At 64.4% G+C, this 16,467-nt stretch carries 15 protein-coding genes; 12 read left to right on the top strand and 3 right to left on the bottom strand.

Annotated elements, in window-relative coordinates:
• The first annotated feature begins 74 nt into the window (after positions 1-74).
• The 4 genes from Q0063_RS04240 to Q0063_RS04255 all read left to right on the top strand — a co-directional run bounded on the left by Q0063_RS04240 (position 75) and on the right by Q0063_RS04255 (position 4,697).
• On the top strand, positions 75-1,802 hold the full coding sequence (locus Q0063_RS04240) for an FtsW/RodA/SpoVE family cell cycle protein (RefSeq protein ID WP_297870735.1): 1,728 nt from the start codon (positions 75-77) through the stop codon (positions 1,800-1,802).
• Positions 1,803-1,920: 118 nt separating this feature from the next.
• Positions 1,921-3,285: a penicillin-binding transpeptidase domain-containing protein gene (locus tag Q0063_RS04245; RefSeq protein ID WP_297870736.1), complete on the top strand. Its 1,365-nt coding sequence runs from the start codon at positions 1,921-1,923 to the stop codon at positions 3,283-3,285.
• 60 nt (positions 3,286-3,345) lie between these two features.
• Positions 3,346-3,627, top strand: a complete 282-nt coding sequence (locus Q0063_RS04250) for a hypothetical protein (protein WP_297870737.1) — start codon at positions 3,346-3,348, stop codon at positions 3,625-3,627.
• Positions 3,628-3,836: 209 nt separating this feature from the next.
• Positions 3,837-4,697 carry a DUF368 domain-containing protein gene (locus Q0063_RS04255; RefSeq protein ID WP_297870738.1) on the top strand — a complete coding sequence of 287 codons (861 nt, stop codon included), beginning with the start codon at positions 3,837-3,839 and terminating at the stop codon, positions 4,695-4,697.
• Positions 4,698-4,862: 165 nt separating this feature from the next.
• Here Q0063_RS04255 and Q0063_RS04260 read toward each other — a convergent pair whose 3' ends face one another.
• Genes Q0063_RS04260 through Q0063_RS04270 form a run of 3 tightly spaced genes read right to left on the bottom strand, consistent with a single transcriptional unit; the run spans position 4,863 to position 7,596 of the window.
• Positions 4,863-5,240 (bottom strand): SMI1/KNR4 family protein, encoded by a 378-nt coding sequence (locus tag Q0063_RS04260; RefSeq protein ID WP_297870739.1) that lies wholly within the window; start codon positions 5,238-5,240, stop codon positions 4,863-4,865.
• 5 nt (positions 5,241-5,245) lie between these two features.
• The gene (locus Q0063_RS04265; protein ID WP_297870740.1) at positions 5,246-6,547 is read right to left on the bottom strand and encodes a methionine gamma-lyase family protein; all 1,302 of its coding nucleotides are present in this window, start codon (positions 6,545-6,547) and stop codon (positions 5,246-5,248) included.
• A gap of 53 nt (positions 6,548-6,600) precedes the next feature.
• A complete protein-coding gene (locus Q0063_RS04270; protein ID WP_297870741.1) occupies positions 6,601-7,596 on the bottom strand; it encodes a PhnD/SsuA/transferrin family substrate-binding protein in 996 nt (331 codons plus the stop codon).
• A 227-nt stretch (positions 7,597-7,823) separates the two neighbouring features.
• Between Q0063_RS04270 and Q0063_RS04275 the strand changes: the two genes are divergently transcribed.
• The 8 genes from Q0063_RS04275 to Q0063_RS04310 all read left to right on the top strand — a co-directional run bounded on the left by Q0063_RS04275 (position 7,824) and on the right by Q0063_RS04310 (position 16,431).
• Positions 7,824-8,219, top strand: a complete 396-nt coding sequence (locus Q0063_RS04275; protein WP_297870742.1) for an immunity 22 family protein — start codon at positions 7,824-7,826, stop codon at positions 8,217-8,219.
• 549 nt (positions 8,220-8,768) lie between these two features.
• Positions 8,769-9,095: a hypothetical protein gene (locus tag Q0063_RS04280; RefSeq protein ID WP_297870743.1), complete on the top strand. Its 327-nt coding sequence runs from the start codon at positions 8,769-8,771 to the stop codon at positions 9,093-9,095.
• 644 nt (positions 9,096-9,739) lie between these two features.
• On the top strand, positions 9,740-10,237 hold the full coding sequence (locus Q0063_RS04285) for an RNA polymerase sigma factor (RefSeq protein ID WP_297870744.1): 498 nt from the start codon (positions 9,740-9,742) through the stop codon (positions 10,235-10,237).
• Positions 10,221-11,273, top strand: a complete 1,053-nt coding sequence (locus tag Q0063_RS04290; protein ID WP_297870745.1) for a DUF4179 domain-containing protein — start codon at positions 10,221-10,223, stop codon at positions 11,271-11,273. Before Q0063_RS04285 ends, Q0063_RS04290 begins: the two co-directional genes overlap by 17 nt.
• Before the next feature lie 125 nt (positions 11,274-11,398).
• Positions 11,399-12,070: a response regulator transcription factor gene (locus Q0063_RS04295; RefSeq protein WP_297870746.1), complete on the top strand. Its 672-nt coding sequence runs from the start codon at positions 11,399-11,401 to the stop codon at positions 12,068-12,070.
• Positions 12,058-13,161, top strand: coding sequence for a HAMP domain-containing sensor histidine kinase (locus Q0063_RS04300; RefSeq protein ID WP_297870747.1), 1,104 nt, complete (start codon positions 12,058-12,060; stop codon positions 13,159-13,161). The genes Q0063_RS04295 and Q0063_RS04300 overlap by 13 nt, the downstream gene beginning before the upstream one ends.
• Positions 13,162-13,267: 106 nt before the next feature.
• A complete protein-coding gene (locus tag Q0063_RS04305; protein WP_297870748.1) occupies positions 13,268-13,939 on the top strand; it encodes an ABC transporter ATP-binding protein in 672 nt (223 codons plus the stop codon).
• Entirely contained in the window at positions 13,936-16,431 is a 2,496-nt protein-coding gene (locus tag Q0063_RS04310; protein WP_297870749.1) for an ABC transporter permease, read from the top strand. The genes Q0063_RS04305 and Q0063_RS04310 overlap by 4 nt, the downstream gene beginning before the upstream one ends.
• Positions 16,432-16,467: the final 36 nt, after the last annotated feature.

Raw genomic sequence — 16,467 nt, forward strand, 5'->3', positions numbered from 1 at the left:
AACAAGAAAAGGTGGATTTTTCCCATGGAATGTGGTATGCTTGCGTGAAACCATCGCTGAGAGGAGGCGCGGAGATGGACGGTTTTCAGGCGCTGACGGAGGCCCTGGCGGCGGTCCCCCGGCTGGGGGGCTGGTTCACCGCCGCTGTCCGGGTGCTGTTCCCCCTGCTGGCGGGGCTCATCCTCTTCCGGGCTGTCCGCTCCCTGCTGAAGATTCCCCACACGCCGGAGACCTGGGGCCAGCTGAGCCTGCCCGGCGGCGGCTCCATCCCCCTGACCCACTGGGAGAACATCATCGGCCGGGGCCGCAGCGCCGACGTGCGGCTGAACTACCCCAGCATCTCCCGCCAGCACGCCGCCCTCTGCCGGGGGGACGGGGGCCGGTGGACCCTCTATGAGCTGGGCTCTACGGGGGGCACCCAGGTAAACGGCGAGACGGTGGAGGATTCCGCCCCCGTGGCCCTGGGGGACACCATCACCCTGGGGGGCGTGCCCCTGCTCTTCCTGCCCCAGACGGCGGAGGAGCGGAAGGCCCTGGAGGAGGCCCGGCGGAAGGAACGCCCCGCCGCCGTCTGGCCCTCCTTCCTGTGGCTGACCCTGTTCCAGGCGCTGACCTGCCTGCAATTGACCGCCGCCGCCGGGGCGGAGACCTCCCCCATGATTCCCCTGGCCTTTTTCGGGCTGACGGCGCTGATGTGGCTGTATTTCATTGTCCTGCGGCTGGGACGCTGCGTGGGCTTCGAGATGGAGACCATCGCCTTCTTCCTCACCACCCTCTCCCTGGCGGTGACGGCCTCCAGCGCGCCGGGGAGCCTGCCCAAGCAGCTGCTGGCCGCGGCCCTGGGCCTGGGGCTGTTCCTGGTGCTGGGCCTGTTCCTGCGGGACCTGGAGCGGACCAAACGGACCCGCTGGCTCATGGCCGCCCTGGCCATCGGCCTGCTGGGCGTCACGCTGGTGCTGGGGAACCGGAAATACGGCGCGGTCAACTGGATTTCCCTGGGCCCTCTGTCCTTCCAGCCCTCGGAAATTGCCAAAATCTGCTATATCTTCGCCGGGTCCGCCACCCTGGAACGCCTCTTCCGCCGGCGGAACCTGACCCTCTTCATCGTGCTCACAGGCATGTGCATCGGCCTGCTGGGCCTTATGAGCGATTTCGGCACGGCGGCGGTCTTCTTCGTCACCTTCCTGGTCATCGCCTATCTCCGTTCCGGGGACTTCGCCACGCTGTCCCTGATCTGCGGCGGGGCGGTGTTCGGGGCGGGCATCATCGTGAAATTCAAGCCCTATATTCTCAGCCGCTTCGCCTCCTGGGGCCGGGCCTGGGCCGACGCCTCCGGCGGCGGCTATCAGCAGACCCGGACCATGTCCGCCGCCGCCTCCGGGGGCCTGCTGGGCATGGGCGCGGGAAAGGGCTGGCTCCACCGCGTCCCGGCGGCGGACACCGACCTGGTCTTCGGGATGCTCTGCGAGGAGTGGGGACTGCTGATTGCCCTGCTGGCGGCGGGGTCCATCGTCACGCTGGCGGTGTTCTCCGTCCGGGCCTGCCGGGTGGGCCGGTCCAGCTATTACACCATCGCCGCCTGCGCCGCCGGGTCCCTGCTGGTGTTCCAGACCTGTCTGAACGTCTTCGGCTCCGTGGACCTGCTGCCCCTCACCGGAGTCACCTTCCCCTTTGTGTCCAACGGCGGCTCCGCCATGATGTCCTCCTGGGGACTGCTGGCGTTTTTGAAGGCCACGGACACCAGAGAACACGCCAGCTTTGCCATACGGCGGCAGAAACCGCGCTCCGCTCCCCCCGGCTGAAGCCGGGCAGCCCTTTCGTTCCGTTTTCTCCGCCTCTCCCTCCGCGGCCGCCGCGACCGGGCCGCGCCGGGGAGCAGGGGCCCCGTAAAACATCGTCAGACGTCTGAAGGGAGAATCCATGAAGAAAATCGAGAACCGGGCGTTGGTCTGCCTCCTGCTGGCCCTGGCGCTGACGGCGGGACTGGGCCTGTTTACGGTCCGCTATGTCACTGAGGGGGGCAGGTGGGCCTCTGCCGCCTTTAACCGCCATCTGTACAACACCGAGGGCGTTCTCTCCGCCGGAACCGTGCTGGACCGGGACGGGGACGTGCTATCCGCCGTGGAAAACGGGAAACGGACCTGCTATGACAACGCAACCGTCCGGAAAGCCACCCTTCATGCCGTGGGAGACCTGCGGGGAAACGTGGGCACCGGGGCCCTCAACGCCTTCGCCCATCATCTGACGGGCTGGAACCTCCTCAACGGCGCGTTTTCGGCGGGCCGGGGCGGCGGAGAGCTGACCCTGACCATTGACGCCCGATACAATTACGAGGCCTATCAGGCGCTGAACGGCCGGGCCGGAGCCGTGGCGGTATACAACTATAAAACCGGCGAGATTCTCTGCATGGTCTCCGCCCCCAGCTACGACCCCCTGAACGTCCCGGAGGACATCGAGACCAGCGAGCGCTACAGGGGAGCCTATCTGAACCGCTTCCTCTCTTCTGTCTTCACACCCGGCTCCGTCTACAAAACCGTCACCCTGGCGGCAGCCCTGGAGAACCTTCCCGATTTGGACAGCCGGACCTGGACCTGTACCGGCTCCGTTCAGCTGGGGGAGGAGACCGTCGTCTGCTCCGGCGTCCACGGGACGCAGGACATCGGGGACGCCTTTGCCAACAGCTGCAACACGGCCTTCGCTGAAATCGCGGCGGAGCTGGGGGCGGACGTCCTCCGGCGGTATACGGAACAGGCCGGGCTTACAGACAGCTATGAGGTGGACGGCCTTGCCTCCGCCAGGGGCTCCTTCGGCTGGGAGGGCATGACCGGGGGCCGCCTGGGCTGGGCCGGTGTGGGCCAGGACCAGGACCTTGTGAACCCCTGCGCCCTGATGGTCTACATGGGGGCCATTGCCAACGGGGGAAAGGCGGCGGAGCCCTGCCTGATTCTGAGGACGAAGGGCCTTCTGCCCTCCCTCCCCCGGCGGCCCCGGATGACCGGGACCCTGATCCGCCGGGACACGGCGGAGCGGCTGACGGAGCTGCTGGCGGGCAACGTGGAACAGACCTATGGACACAGCCGTTTTCCCAACATGGACCTCTGCGCCAAGTCCGGCACCGCCGAGGTGGGAGAGGGCCAGCCGCCCCACGCCTGGTTCGCCGGGTTTTTGCGGAACGAGGACGCGCCCTATGCCTTCGTGGTGCTGGTGGAGAACGGCGGCGGGGGAAACACGGCGGCAGGCAGCGTGGCGGGAAAGGTGCTGGACGTGATGGTCAACGGCTATTGATTCAGAGTGGAGAGTGGAGATACGAGATAGACCCGGTATAAAAACAGGAAGGGGATACCCATGAAAAAGAGCTTTTTGCTGCAAACAATCCGGCAGATGAACGCCGGGGCCGTGGTTTCCGGCCTGGGCTTTCTGCTGTATCTGGGGGCCGCCGCCCTGGGGCCGGAGGGCGTCCGGGACGGCGTGGCCCTGGTCTTCGGCCTGATCTCGCTGTATGTCTTCGTCTCCGTGGCGGAGGGCCGCCGGCGGGACAGGGAGGCGGTGAGCTATAACCTCCTCTGGGGCCAGGGGGCACTGACGCTGCTGCTGTGCATGTGCGCCGCGCTGGCGCTCCGGCCCTGAGGCGGAGGGAAACCGGCGGGAAAACGGAAATTTTTCCAGGAACAATGTCGGAATCGGATTGCAGAACCGGGGCAAAACTGCTATTATGATTTCAGCCGTTCCGCCTGCCGCCGCATCCGGGGGCAGGTGCGGAACCCGGCGCGGTTTTTGATGAACAGACGCCCGCGGCGCCCGAAAGCCGGGGCCGGGGGAAGGGAGGAGGACCGGGAATGACCGGAGATCAGCTCAGACGGATGCAGTGGCTGCGGAATCTGCTCTGCGGCGCGCTGATCGGCGTGGGCGCCATACTTCCCGGCGTCTCCGGCGGCGTGCTGGCGGTGGTGTTCGACATCTACCGTCCCTTTATGGAGGTGCTGACCCACCCCCGCCGGGCCCTTCCCAAATACTGGAGAATGATGGTCCCCCTGGGCGTGGGCTGGTGCCTGGGCTTCCTGGGGGTGGCCAGGGGCATCGCCGCCGCCATTTCCGTCTCCGCCTCTGTGACCACCTGGCTGTTCATCGGCCTGATTGTAGGAACGGTGCCCGCCCTCTTCCGTGAGGCGGGGAAGGAGGGCCGGACCGGCGGCGCCTGGGCCAGTCTGATTCTCTGCGCCCTGGCGGTGTTCGGGGGGCTCTTTTATGTCAGCCGGGTGGCCGGGGTGACGGTGACGCCCTCCTTCTGGTGGTATAATTTCTGCGGCGTCCTCTGGGGCGTGGGCATCGTGGTCCCCGGCTTCACCTCCTCCTCGGTGATGATGGCCCTGGGGCTCTACAGGCCCATGCTGGAGGGCCTGGCCGCCATGGATATCCAGGTTCTGGCGGCCTCCCTGCCGGGGCTGGGACTGTCGGTGGCGCTGCTGGCCCGGCTGGTGAACTGGTTTTTCCGGCGGCACTACGCCCTGGCCTTTCACGGCATCCTGGGCTTCGTGCTGGCCTCCACCCTGGTTATTATCCCCTCCTCCTACGGCGGAGCCGGGGAGATCGCCCTCTCGGCCCTGTGCGGAGCCGGCGGCTTTGTCCTGGCCTTTCTGCTGGACCGGCTGGACCGGAAGCTCCAGGGGACGGCAGCCGGCAGCGGAGATAGCCAGTAAAGCTGAAAACCGGCAAAACACACATTGACTGAACGATGAAGTCAAATAAACCAGCCGCTTTCAGCAGCTCCGGCGGAACGCATGCTCTTTGCTTTTCAAGTTTATTGACTATAAAAAACGCTCTGCGGAATGTAGTTCCGCAGAGCGTTTTTCTCTCTATTCCCGCTATTCCCGGCAGAAAAAGTCCGCCAGGGACGGCGCGGCAGCTGTCTCTGTGCCGTCTATGGCATCGTAACAGACAATACTGCCGCCGGGCTTCATCAGGAAGGGGTTCCCGCAGCCGTCCGTTGCAAAGGCAGCCCCCTCCAGACCGTACTCCTCCCGGTAAAAGGCGGTTTCCTCCAGCATCTGGGCCAGGGGATACAGGACCCAGGAAATCGTCAGGTCCCCGCCGCCCGCCGGGTCCGGCATGGTCTCCGCAATGCCGTCGCTGATTCGGAGCAGGTCATACAGCGCCTTTGGTATTTCCGGGGGCCGGTCCGCTCCACAGGGCGGAAAGAGTCGGATGCGTCCCTTGTACAGGGCCGAAATCTCAGAGAGCATTCGACTCATTCCTCTGTATGGGGAAGGCGGACCAGACCCGCCTCCGTCAGCTTCTGGAGGCTCATGAGGATACCCAGCTTGGCGTGCTGCCAGGTGAGGCCCCCCTGGAAATAGACGGCGTAGGGCGGGCGGATGGGCCCGTCGGCGGAGAGCTCGATACTGCTGCCCTGGATAAAGGCCCCGGCGGCCATGATGACCTCGCTGTCATAGCCCGGCATGGCCCAGGGCACGGGGGTGACGTAGCTGTCCACCGGGGCGGCGGCCTGAATCCCCAGGCAGAAGGCCTCCATGGCCTCCCGGCTGCCCAGGGTCACGGCCTGGATGATGTCGTGGCGCTCCTCCGATGCGTTGGGCACGCAGGCAAAGCCCAGCTTCTCATAGAGATTGGCGGCGAAAATGGCCCCCTTCAATGCCCCCGCCGTCACCGTGGGGGCCAGGAAGAAGCCCTGATAGAGGGCGGGCATCAGCCCCAGGCTGGCCCCCACCTCCTGTCCCAGGCCCGGGGCGGAAAGACGGTAGGCACAGCGGTCCACGCATTCCCTTGTGCCGCAGATGTAGCCGCCGATAGGAGCCAGGCCGCCGCCGGGGTTTTTGATGAGACTGCCCACCACCATGTCCGCGCCGCAGTCCGAGGGCTCCACGGTCTCCACAAATTCGCCGTAGCAGTTGTCCACCATGACCTTCACATCCGGCTTCACAGACCTGCAGAAGGCGATGAGCTCCCCAATCTGCTTCACGGAAAAGGTGGGCCGGGTGGCGTAGCCCTTGGAACGCTGGATGGTGACGAGTCTGGTCCGCTCGTTGATTCTGGAGCGGATGGCCTCGTAATCAAAGCCGCCGTCCGGCAGGAGGTCGGCCTGGGCGTAGGTGACGCCGTACTCTCTCAGGGAACATTTGCTCTCCCGGATGCCGATGACCTCCTCCAGGGTGTCATAGGGGGCCCCCACGGGGGACAGCAGCTCGTCCCCCGGCAGGAGGTTGGCGGACAGGGCCACCGCCAGGGCGTGGGTGCCGCAGGTAATCTGGGGCCGGACCAGGGCAGCCTCGGTGTGAAACACACTGGCGTAGACCCGTTCCAGGTTGTCCCGGCCCTCGTCGTTATAGCCGTAGCCGGTGGTAGCGGCAAAGTGGGCGGCGCTGACCCGGTTGCTCCGCATGGCCGCCAGCACCTTGGCCTGATTGTATTCGGCAGTCCGGTCAATGGCGTCGAAGCGGGGCCGGAGGGCCCTCAGTACGTCCTCGCCATAGCGGTAAACCGCCGGGCTGATGCCCAGGGTCAGATAGATTTGCTTCAGTTCCTCATCCATGATGGGGTATCCTCTCTTTCCGGTATATTAAAAGCAGTTGATATGGATGGGCCTCAGAGGCCCGCCAGCCGCCGCTGGGGGTCCAGGTCTCCGTCTTCCGCCAGGGCATAGGGATAGGGACCCAGGACCGGGAACGCCTCCCGGAGGGACTCCAGCGCCGCCGCCAGGGCGGCGGCAAAGCGGCTGTCCGTCAGGACCCCGCCGTCCTCCCGGACCACTGCCGCGGAGGTATACAGCCGTTCCGTCTCCCCCAGCACCGGCAGTTCCCTCTCCAGGGCGGCGGGACGGCCCAGGCCCCGGACGCCCCGTTCGTCGGTCCGGGAGGGGGCCAGGGTCCAGGCCTCCGCCCAGTCCCTCCGGACGCCGTCCCACAGGGGCAGAACGTCGATTTCCTCCGCCGCCGCGGCCCGAAGCAGGTCTTCGTAGCTGTCATAAACCGACAGGGCCAGATGGGCGGAGGTCTCGCCGTCATAGCGGTCCCACAGCCACAGGTCCACCGCCTGCCGGCCCAGCAAAGACCCCTCCTCCAGCACGCCCCAGCGGGCGGCAGCCAGATCCTCCCAGGACGGTCCGCCTGCCTGTTGAGCCAGCATTTTGCCGTACTCCGTGGGGGCGGCGCAGATCAGCGCCGGGGCCCCGGGGCGGTCTTCCCCATTCTCCGCCGGGGAAACGGGTCCCGCCGCCAGAATCAGCCGGGGCGGGGTCTCCAGGGCCGCGAAGGCCTCCGCCGGGAGAATGGCCGCGTCCACCCCTCCCTCCTTTGCCGCCTGAACCGTGGCGGACACCGAGGCCCCCACGGAAACCGTCGCCGTCTCCACGGCCACGCCCTGGTCCGCCAGGGCGCTTTTCAGGGCCTGGGGCAGGTCCCGGACCGCCTGGGCCAGAGCCTCCGGCGGCAGTCCGTTCCGGGAGAGCTCCAGATTCAGCCGCTCCAGGCGGAGGGGCTCCGGGGCCTCCGGCTCCTCCGGAGGGGCGGCGGGCCCGCAGGCGGACAGGGCCAGGAGAAGCAGGGCGCAGGCCAGGGAGAGCGGTTTCATCAGCTTTTTCATAGAAACTCCTTTTCCGCCGGGGCAAAGCGGGGTGAAAATATGGGGTCCATCTGAGACTTTTTTATGGACAATCCATGCAGGCTCTGTTATATTATTGGTAGAAACGGCGGGTGCGGCTTCCAGTTTACCACGTCCCCGCCCGCCGCGCAAGGGCGCATTCGCTCCGGCTGGATACATAAAGGCGAAGCGGCCCGGTCCGCCATATCAATTCAAACAGGAGGATCACCATGGAAGAAGAAGGCATTGTTTCCATTTGGCTGGGTAATTTCGAGAATCAGGACGCTTTGACGGCCTATGCCGAGGCCCGTTTTCAGAGGGATGAAAACGGCGAACCGGTCTCGTCCTTTACACAGGATTTTTTCAACGGCGACCTCTGGCCCTTCGAGCCGGACGTCTTTGACTATGAGTTCATCGGCGGCACGTCTCAGGACCCCGCCGTGGTGGCGGCCCCTCTGGGGGAGACCATGGCCAACGCGCTGGCGGACCTGTATCCCAGGGGGCTGGACCAGGCCTGCAACGCCATCCTCGTGGTCTATGACTATGTATTCGAGGGCAGCCGCTACGTCCCCGGCGCTCCGGTGCGCTTCGCGGCCTCCATCCCCTATTCCGAGCATTTCCAGTAATCCGCGTTCCGGTCGGAAAAAGCCGCGGAAAGCTGCGAAAAGTTGCGACAAATTCCGAAGAAGCCCCCTCCTGCCGAGGGGGCTTTTTCGCGGCGTTTCCCGCCCGGTTTACAGCCCCGCAGAGCTGGCGGAGATCAACCGCCGGAGCACGGAGCCGGTGGAGTGGAAGGGGCGGGAGATGACCCGCTATGAGGCCAGCCAGAAGCAGAGACAGCTGGAGACAAAAATCCGGTAAGCCAAGGATGAGCGGGACGCCCTGAAAGCCGCCGGGGATACGCTGGGAGCCAGGGAGGCCGGGAACAGGGCGGCAAAGTATCAGCAGGAATATAAAGCGTTCTGCGGGAAAACGGGGCTGACGCCCCGGTACGAAGGAACGCGCTCCATGACGGGGAAGGTTGCCGGAGGGAAATGTGCAGCAAGCCTTGCAAAAAGTGAAAAACCGGTATAATAAAAACCGGAGGCATCAGCGGGGCGTTGAATCCCCAAAGTGCCCGCGCAGAAGCCCACGCAGAACGCTATTACGCGGCTGTCCGGAAGATGACGACAGATGTGAAGCAGATTGCAGAAAATACTGGTTATACAGCGTCTGACATTCAGCGCATCAAGAACTTCATTTTCCTGGATAAGCATGATTTGGGAGATGGAAAAATCTCGCAGTTTGACGCATCTTTTGAAATGGCGGAATCCTGGCAAAGATTGATTGACGGGAAGAATATTCAGCCTCATGATTTGACTTTGCTGAAACATGAGATGATGGAAAGAGAACTTATGCTGCAAGGATTCACCCAGGATGAAGCACATGTTATTACATCTCGAAAATACAATTATGCGCAGGAGGCGTATGAGTACTACTATGGTAAAACTGGAACGAATTAAGCGCAAAGGGGAATATATTACTTGTACTGCCTATATAGAGGACTGTACAGAACCCGTAGAGATTGAACTCCATATACCCGATGGACAAATGCAGAATACACCTCTTCCGCCTGGCTATGAATGGTGCAGAGCACACCTTTCTCACGCAAAAAAAGCGTTAGGGGAAATTGCGCGAAAAGAGCTGCCGGAGACGAGGCGGACGGTAATGTGGTACTAAGGCCTGTTCACATAAGCCCACGCGCACGTCTTTTCGGCAAATTTTGCCGCCTGCTTCGTTAAAAATTTTTGCCGTACGCCAGTACGCCTGCAAATTTTTGCCTCGCATCCGGCTAAAATTTGCTCGAAAATCCGCACATGTGGTTTATGTGAACAGCCCCCTAGGGGGACAGGGCGGGACAGAGCCCGCCCCCTACATAAAATCTCCGAAAAGGACACTCCCTTTCCCCATGCCGCCCAGGACCCCGCGTTTCCGGAAGGGAGCGCGGGGTTTTTCGCAGATTTTTTCGCATACCCTTTTCGCAAGACCCTTTTCGCAGAACCCTTTCGCATGGCTTCCCCTTTTTCAAAAAAATTTTTCCGAGGCTGAAAGTTTCCGCCCCGCTGAATCGTATCCATTACGAGAGCGCTCCAAAGGAGTTGATGCCATGAACACGAACCAGCAGGCGGAACGTCTGGCGAACGCCTACGCCGACGCCATTCTCCGCCTCAGCTATACCTATCTGAAAAATACCGACGACGCCCAGGACATCTGTCAGACGGTGTTCGTCAAGCTCCTGACGGAGCCCCGGGTGCTGGAAAAGTTTGAAAGCGCGGAGCACGAGCGGGCTTATGTGCTCCGCATGGCGGCCAACGCCTGCAAGGACCTTTTGAAAAGCCCCTGGCGGAAACGGACCTGCGGCCTGGAAACCGTGCTGGAGGTCCCGGCCCCGGAGGCGGGGGACGGAACCGTGCTGGCTGCGGTGAATGAACTGCCCACCCACTATCGGACCGTCATCTACCTCTTTTACTACGAGGGCTATCAGGCGGCGGAAATCGGGAAGATTCTCGGCGTGCCTGCCGCCACCGTTCACACCCGCCTGGCCCGGGGCCGGGCAAGGCTCAAGGACATCTTAGGAGGGACCGACTATGAGCGATCTGTTTGATTACAAAAAGGAGATGAGCGCATTGCGTTTTACAGAGATTCAGAAGAAAGCCCTGGCGGAGGCCGCAGCCTCTGCCGCCCGGGGGAGAAAGGCGAAGCGCCCCGTGTTCCGCACGGCCCTGATTGCCGCCGTGCTGGCCATGGCCCTGGCGGTGGGGTCCAGCGCGGCGGGCATCCTGCCGGAGCCCATCGACGTCTTCGCCCCCCTCTTCGGCGGGGCCGCGGCTCAGACGGAGGTCATTGACAAAATCGGGCGTCCCATCGGGGCCAGCGACTCGGACGGCGGCATCACCATCACGGCGGACGCCATCATGGGCGACCAATACAACGCCGTCATTGTCTACACCCTCACCCGGGACGACGGGGAGCGGTTTCTGCCCCAGGGCGCGGACGCGGCCTCTCTTCTGATGGGCGGCTTCGGCGGGGCCAGCTGGGTCAGGGGCGGCACCCACGGCGGGTCCTGGTTTGTGGACGAGGACCCGGAGGACAACAGGGTTCAGCTGGTGGAGACCGCCAGCTCCGACACGGCCATGACCAAGGGCACCGCCAGCGCGAGGTTTGAGAATCTGCAATATTGGAACGCGGAGACCGGGCAGGCCGAGCCCCTCTATTCCGGCACATGGAAGCTCCGCTTCGAGGTGGACTACGAGGACTGTTCCGTCCGTCTGGGCGGCGGCGAGACCTTCTCCCAGGACGGCCTGAACTTCACCATTGACGAGATCAGCGTCTCCCCCATCGCCGTCCGGGCGGCCTATACGGCGGACGAGGCGGTGGTCTGGAGCGACGCCCCCAGCGGGCGGCAGGACCCGGAGGATGGCCGCCAGGCCCAGCGGTATCTGGAGAACGTCGAACTTCTCCTGACCAAAACCGACGGCACGGTGGTCGACCTGAGCCTTTCCGGCGGCGTCATCAGCCCGGACGCCGGGCAGGACGTCTCCCGCTGCGTCAAGGGCCAGGTGCTGGAGGAGATCATTCCCCTGGAGGAGCTGCGGAGCATTTCCGTAGGCGGCGTGGTGTATGACATCCCCCAGGCGTAACCCCAAGGACACGGACGGGACCCGGCAGGGTCCCGTTCTCCGTTTTTCAGAAAATTTGAAAACTTGAAAGTTTCTTGAGATTTGTGTGGTACAATAAACAAAACCACTCGGAGAGGAGCATCCCCTTGAAACAGACGCTGCTGATTGTAGACGACGAGCCCGGCATTGTGGACACCATGAACGCCTATTTCTCCCCCCGGTATGAGGTTCTCACGGCCCGCTCCGGGCCGGAGGCCGTTCAGAAGGCGGAGAGGCAGCCGGATTTGATTCTGCTGGACATCAACATGCCGGACATGGACGGTCTGACCGTCTGCCGGACCATCCGGGAGCATGTGGCCTGCCCCATTTTATTCCTGACGGCCCGCATTGAATCCGCCGACCAGATCATGGGCTTTCAGGCGGGGGCGGACGACTACATCGTCAAGCCCTTCGACCTGGACCAGCTCTCGGCCCGGGTCGCCGCCCACCTCCGCCGGGAGCGGCGGCGGAACCGCTCCTCCGCCGTCCGCTTTTTCGGGGACTGCGCCGTGGACTACTCTGCCCGGACCGTCACCATCCGGGGCGAGGCCGTCCCCCTCTCCCGGCGGGAGTTTGACATTCTGGAGCTGCTGAGCCTGAACGGGGGCCAGGTCTTCGACCGGGAACGGATTTATGAAGCCGTGTGGGGCATCGACGGCGAGGGCAGCAGCGCCACGGTCATGGAGCACATCCGGAAAATCCGGGCCAAGCTGGCCCGCCATACGCTGCACAGCTACATCGAAACCGTCTGGGGGTGCGGATACAAATGGAACGGCTGAAACAGATGCGCCTGCGGCGGGCCTTCTTCCTGCTGGCCCTCTGCGGCCTGCTGGCGGCGGCGGCCCTGGCGGCGGCGCTGTGGATGGGGTGCAGGGCCGTTTACTCCCGGTATCCCCTGGGCGGGGTGAGCATCGACGTCGACGGAACCATAACGCCCCTGCCCCAGCCCACGCCGGAGCAGCTGCGGATGCTGCGGGCGCTGGACATCGCCGGCCTGCTGGGCTGGATCCTGTTTCCGGTGATGGGGCTGGCGGCGTCGGGGGCCCTCTTTTACCGCTGGAAGCTGAAGGAGCCCATTGCCCTGCTGCTGGAGGGGACCCGGCGCATTCAGGCCCACGACCTGGATTTTTCCATCCCTCCGACGCCGCCGGACGAGCTGGGGCAGATTTGCGCCGCCTTTGAGAACATGCGGCGGGAGCTGCTGAAAACGAACCGGGAGCTGTGGCGGCAGGCGGAGGAGCGCCGCCGCCTCAACGCCGCCTTCGCCCACGACCTGCGCAACCCCATCACGGTTCTGAAGGGCAGCGTCAGCCTGCTGCGGCAGAATCCCTCCGACGAACAGGCCCTGGACCGGCTGGAGCGCTATACGTGGAGAATCGAACAGTATGTGGAGGCCATGAGCTCCATCCAGCGGCTGGAGCAGCTGCCGGTGAGGCCGGAGACGGTCTCCCTGTCCGTGCTGAAAACGGAGCTGGAGGAGACGGCCCGGCTGCTGGCCCCGGCGCTGGAAACGGCGGTCCGGGGGCCGGAGGAGGGCACGGCGGAGCTGGACCACGGGATGTTTCTCACCGTGGCGGAAAACCTCACCGGCAACGCCGCCCGGTTCGCCCGGAAGCGGCTGGCGCTCACCCTGACCCTGGAGCGGGACCATCTCCTTCTCTCCGTCGAGGACGACGGCCCCGGCTTTCCCCCGGAGCTGCTGAAAGGCGGCCCGAAGCCCTTCGGGAAAACCGGGGAGGGGCATTTCGGCATGGGACTGTACTCCAGCGCCCTTCTGTGCCGGAAGCACGGCGGCGGGCTCCGGCTGGAGAACCGGCCGGGAACCGGCGCTGCCGCCCTCGCCTCCCTGAAAATAAATCGTGAATTCTGAAGCTTTTTGAGATTTTCCTGATTTTTTCGATTTTTTGATTTTCTTGATACTTTCTTGAGATTTGCCCCTTACACTCTCCTTATTCCATATAAGGAGGGTGTATTTTATGAACATCGAAGCAAAGGACCTTTCCAAAGTCTACGGCGGAGGCGAAAACCGGGTGACGGCCCTGGACCGGGCATCCCTGTCCATCGCCCCCGGGGATTTTATCTCCATCATGGGCCCCTCCGGCAGCGGGAAAAGCACGCTGCTGCACCTGCTGTCCGGTCTGGACCGGCCCACCTCCGGCCGTCTGACCTATGACGGCCGGGACATCTACAGCCTGTCCGACAGGGAGCTGTCCGCCTTCCGCCGCCGGCGCATCGGGTTCATCTTCCAGCAGTTCCGCCTGCTGCCCGTGCTGACCGCCCGGGAGAACATCATCATGCCCCTGCTTCTGGACCGGAAGCAGCCCAACGAGAGATATCTCCAGGAGCTGGCCGGCATGCTGGGCATCCGGGACCGGCTGACCCACCTGCCCCATGAGCTCTCCGGCGGGCAGCAGCAGCGGACGGCCATTGCCCGGGCCCTGATTGCCGGGCCCGACGTCATCTTTGCCGACGAGCCCACGGGGAATCTGGACAGCAAAAGCGGCGGCGAGGTGATGGAACTGCTGAAAACCGTGGGGAAGGAGCTGGGGAAGGCCCTGGTGGTCATCACCCACGACAGCCGCATTGCGGCCATGGCGGCCCGGCGGCTGACCATTGTGGACGGCGTTTTGTCGGAGGTGGCGGAATGAGGCGCTGGCATACCCTGGCCCTGAGGGAGCTGCTGGCCCAGCGGGTCACCTCGGTTCTGATTCTTCTGGCCGTGGTCCTGTCCACCATGATGACGGCGGTCATCGGCCAGTCCCTGGGGGTCCTCTCCGCCATGCGGCAGCAGCAGGCCATTGCCATCGGCGGCAACCGCCACGCCGGCTTTGTCCAGATGGACGCCGCCCAGGTGGAGACCCTGAGAAACGACCCCCGCCTGTCCTTTGTGGGCACCACGGTGGTGCTGGGCAACGTCCGGCTGGACAACACCCTGAACTTGGGCCTCAGCGAGTTTCAGGAGGACGTCAGCGCCGTTTACCCCTCCATCTCCTCGCTGAAATCGGGCCGTCTCCCCGAGGCCCCCATGGAGATTGCCCTGCCGGAGGATGTACTGGGCTATCTGGGCTTTGCGGGCCGTCTGGGGGACACCCTGACCCTCTCCCCCTCCAAGGCCCTGCGCCACGGCGTCATGACGCAGACCTTTGATTTCACCGCGGAATTCACCCTGGTTGGAATCACCGAGAGCAATTACATGAACTACGCCGCCGGAGTCGTCAACGGCATCGTGGGACCGGGGACGGTGGAGGCCCTTCTCCCGGAGGACTATATCTATTATAACGTGGACGTCCGCATGGCGGACAAGGGGACCTTCCAGGCGGTTATGGACGATATCGTGTCCGCCCTGAACGTCCACGAGCTGGACGCCCTCTATAACATTCCGCTGCTGGACGCCCTGGGCATCCGGTACAGCGCAGAAGCCGCCGGTGACGTCTCCGGGGACGGGTTCCCCTTCATGGCGGCGGCAGGGGCCCTGGTGGGCGGCCTCGTCCTGCTGGCGGCGGGTCTGGTGATTTACAACATTCTGAAGATCGCCGTCTCCCGGCGCATGACCCAGTACGGCGTCCTCCGCTGCCTGGGGGCGGACCGGAGACAGCTCTATTCCCTTGTGACCGGGCAGGTTCTGCTGCTGTGCGCCCTGGGCATCCCCTTGGGCCTGCTGCTGGGGGCCCTGTCGGCAAAAGGCATCCTCACTGCCGCCACGGGGCTGCTGTCCCCGAAGATCTTCCTGGTGAATGACGCCGGGGAGCTGAACCGCCTGATTGCGGAGAACAGCGGCGGCAAGGGCGCCTTCCTGCTGGCCAGCGCCGCCGTCACCCTGGTCTTTGCCCTGGCCGCCGCCCTCCCTGCCGCCCGGTACGCCGCCAGGGTGGCCCCCACCGCCGCCATGGCGGGGCCCCGGGTGCGCATCCGCCGCCGGGGCCGGCGCGCAAAAAGCATTCGGAATTTCGAGGCCTTCTATGCCCGGCTCAATCTCAGGCGCAGCCCGGGCCGCACCGCCATCACCGTTCTCTCCCTGGTCATGAGCATCACCGTGTTCATCACCCTGCAAAGCGCCGTGGGTCTGCTGAACAGCGCCGGAGAACGCACGGCGGAGCACTACGGTGACTACTCCATCACCAACGAGACGGCGGGCTTCTCCCCGGAGGAGTACCGGGCCATGGCGGAGGACCCCCGGGTGGAGACGCTGGCCGCCATGCAGTTTTCCCTCTATGAGCAGGGAAGCGGCGGCTGTCCGGAGGGCATCGGCTTCAGCGTCCCCCTCCAGCCGGCGGAGACCTTTCAGGTGGTCGGGCTCAACGGGGCCTACTGGGACCGGGCCTTTTCCGCCCTGCCCCCGGAGACTCTGGAACGCTTAAAGGCCGGGGAGGGCTGCATGGTCCGGAACCCCATTCCCCTGGTCTATGAGGGCCAGGAGATTCCCCGCACCAGCATCCGGACCGGCGATACCGTCACCGTGGCGGGCCGGGAGCTGACGGTGCTGCACACTCTGGACGGCTATGACACCTATCTGAGCGTGGGCAACAACGGCTTTACCAACGGGGTTCAGATGATTGTGAACGAAGAGCTGTACGCCGCCCTCACAGGGCGGAGGGAATACAACTGGCTGCTGCCCGCCCTGGCGGAGGGGACGGACCGGGCGGAGTTTGACGCCGCGGCGGAGGCCCTGGCGGGGCGGGTCCCCGGCACCCTCTGGCTGTCCTTTGAGGACACGGACCGGCAGCTGGCGGAGAGCTTCCGGCAGATTCAGCTTCTGGCCTGGGGGCTGATTCTGTTCGTGGCGCTGATCGGCCTTCTGAACATTGTCAACACGGTCTACACCAACATCCACACCCGGGTGGCCGAGATTGGGATGCAGAGGGCCGTAGGCATGAGCGCGGGGAGCCTGTTCAGGGTCTTTTTGTGGGAAGGGGCCTATTACGGCATCATCGCGTCGGCGGCGGGGAGCATCGCCGGGTATCTCTGCACGGTGCTTGTGGAGGCCGCGGTGACGGACGAACTGCGGCTTGCCGCCGTGCCGGTCCTGCCCATGCTGGAGGCCTCGGCGCTGGCCACCGCCGCCTGCCTGCTGGCCACCTGCGTCCCTCTGAGGAGAATCAGCGCCATGAGCATTGTGGACTCCATAGAGACGGCGGAATAACGCCGCAAAATCACCGAGACGCCCAGCCGGACAGTC

This window comes from uncultured Oscillibacter sp., assembly GCF_947654275.1.
Lineage (GTDB): Bacteria > Bacillota > Clostridia > Oscillospirales > Oscillospiraceae > Oscillibacter.

What these genes read in the sequence shown, in the direction of transcription:
- Q0063_RS04240 (WP_297870735.1), top strand. Translation starts at nt 75, where the DNA reads ATGGACGGTTTTCAGGCGCTGACGGAGGCCCTGGCGGCGGTCCCCCGG.
- Q0063_RS04245 (WP_297870736.1), top strand. Translation starts at nt 1,921, where the DNA reads ATGAAGAAAATCGAGAACCGGGCGTTGGTCTGCCTCCTGCTGGCCCTG.
- Q0063_RS04250 (WP_297870737.1), top strand. Translation starts at nt 3,346, where the DNA reads ATGAAAAAGAGCTTTTTGCTGCAAACAATCCGGCAGATGAACGCCGGG.
- Q0063_RS04255 (WP_297870738.1), top strand. Translation starts at nt 3,837, where the DNA reads ATGACCGGAGATCAGCTCAGACGGATGCAGTGGCTGCGGAATCTGCTC.
- Q0063_RS04260 (WP_297870739.1), bottom strand. Translation starts at nt 5,240, where the DNA reads ATGCTCTCTGAGATTTCGGCCCTGTACAAGGGACGCATCCGACTCTTT.
- Q0063_RS04265 (WP_297870740.1), bottom strand. Translation starts at nt 6,547, where the DNA reads ATGGATGAGGAACTGAAGCAAATCTATCTGACCCTGGGCATCAGCCCG.
- Q0063_RS04270 (WP_297870741.1), bottom strand. Translation starts at nt 7,596, where the DNA reads ATGAAAAAGCTGATGAAACCGCTCTCCCTGGCCTGCGCCCTGCTTCTC.
- Q0063_RS04275 (WP_297870742.1), top strand. Translation starts at nt 7,824, where the DNA reads ATGGAAGAAGAAGGCATTGTTTCCATTTGGCTGGGTAATTTCGAGAAT.
- Q0063_RS04285 (WP_297870744.1), top strand. Translation starts at nt 9,740, where the DNA reads ATGAACACGAACCAGCAGGCGGAACGTCTGGCGAACGCCTACGCCGAC.
- Q0063_RS04290 (WP_297870745.1), top strand. Translation starts at nt 10,221, where the DNA reads ATGAGCGATCTGTTTGATTACAAAAAGGAGATGAGCGCATTGCGTTTT.
- Q0063_RS04300 (WP_297870747.1), top strand. Translation starts at nt 12,058, where the DNA reads ATGGAACGGCTGAAACAGATGCGCCTGCGGCGGGCCTTCTTCCTGCTG.
- Q0063_RS04305 (WP_297870748.1), top strand. Translation starts at nt 13,268, where the DNA reads ATGAACATCGAAGCAAAGGACCTTTCCAAAGTCTACGGCGGAGGCGAA.
- Q0063_RS04310 (WP_297870749.1), top strand. Translation starts at nt 13,936, where the DNA reads ATGAGGCGCTGGCATACCCTGGCCCTGAGGGAGCTGCTGGCCCAGCGG.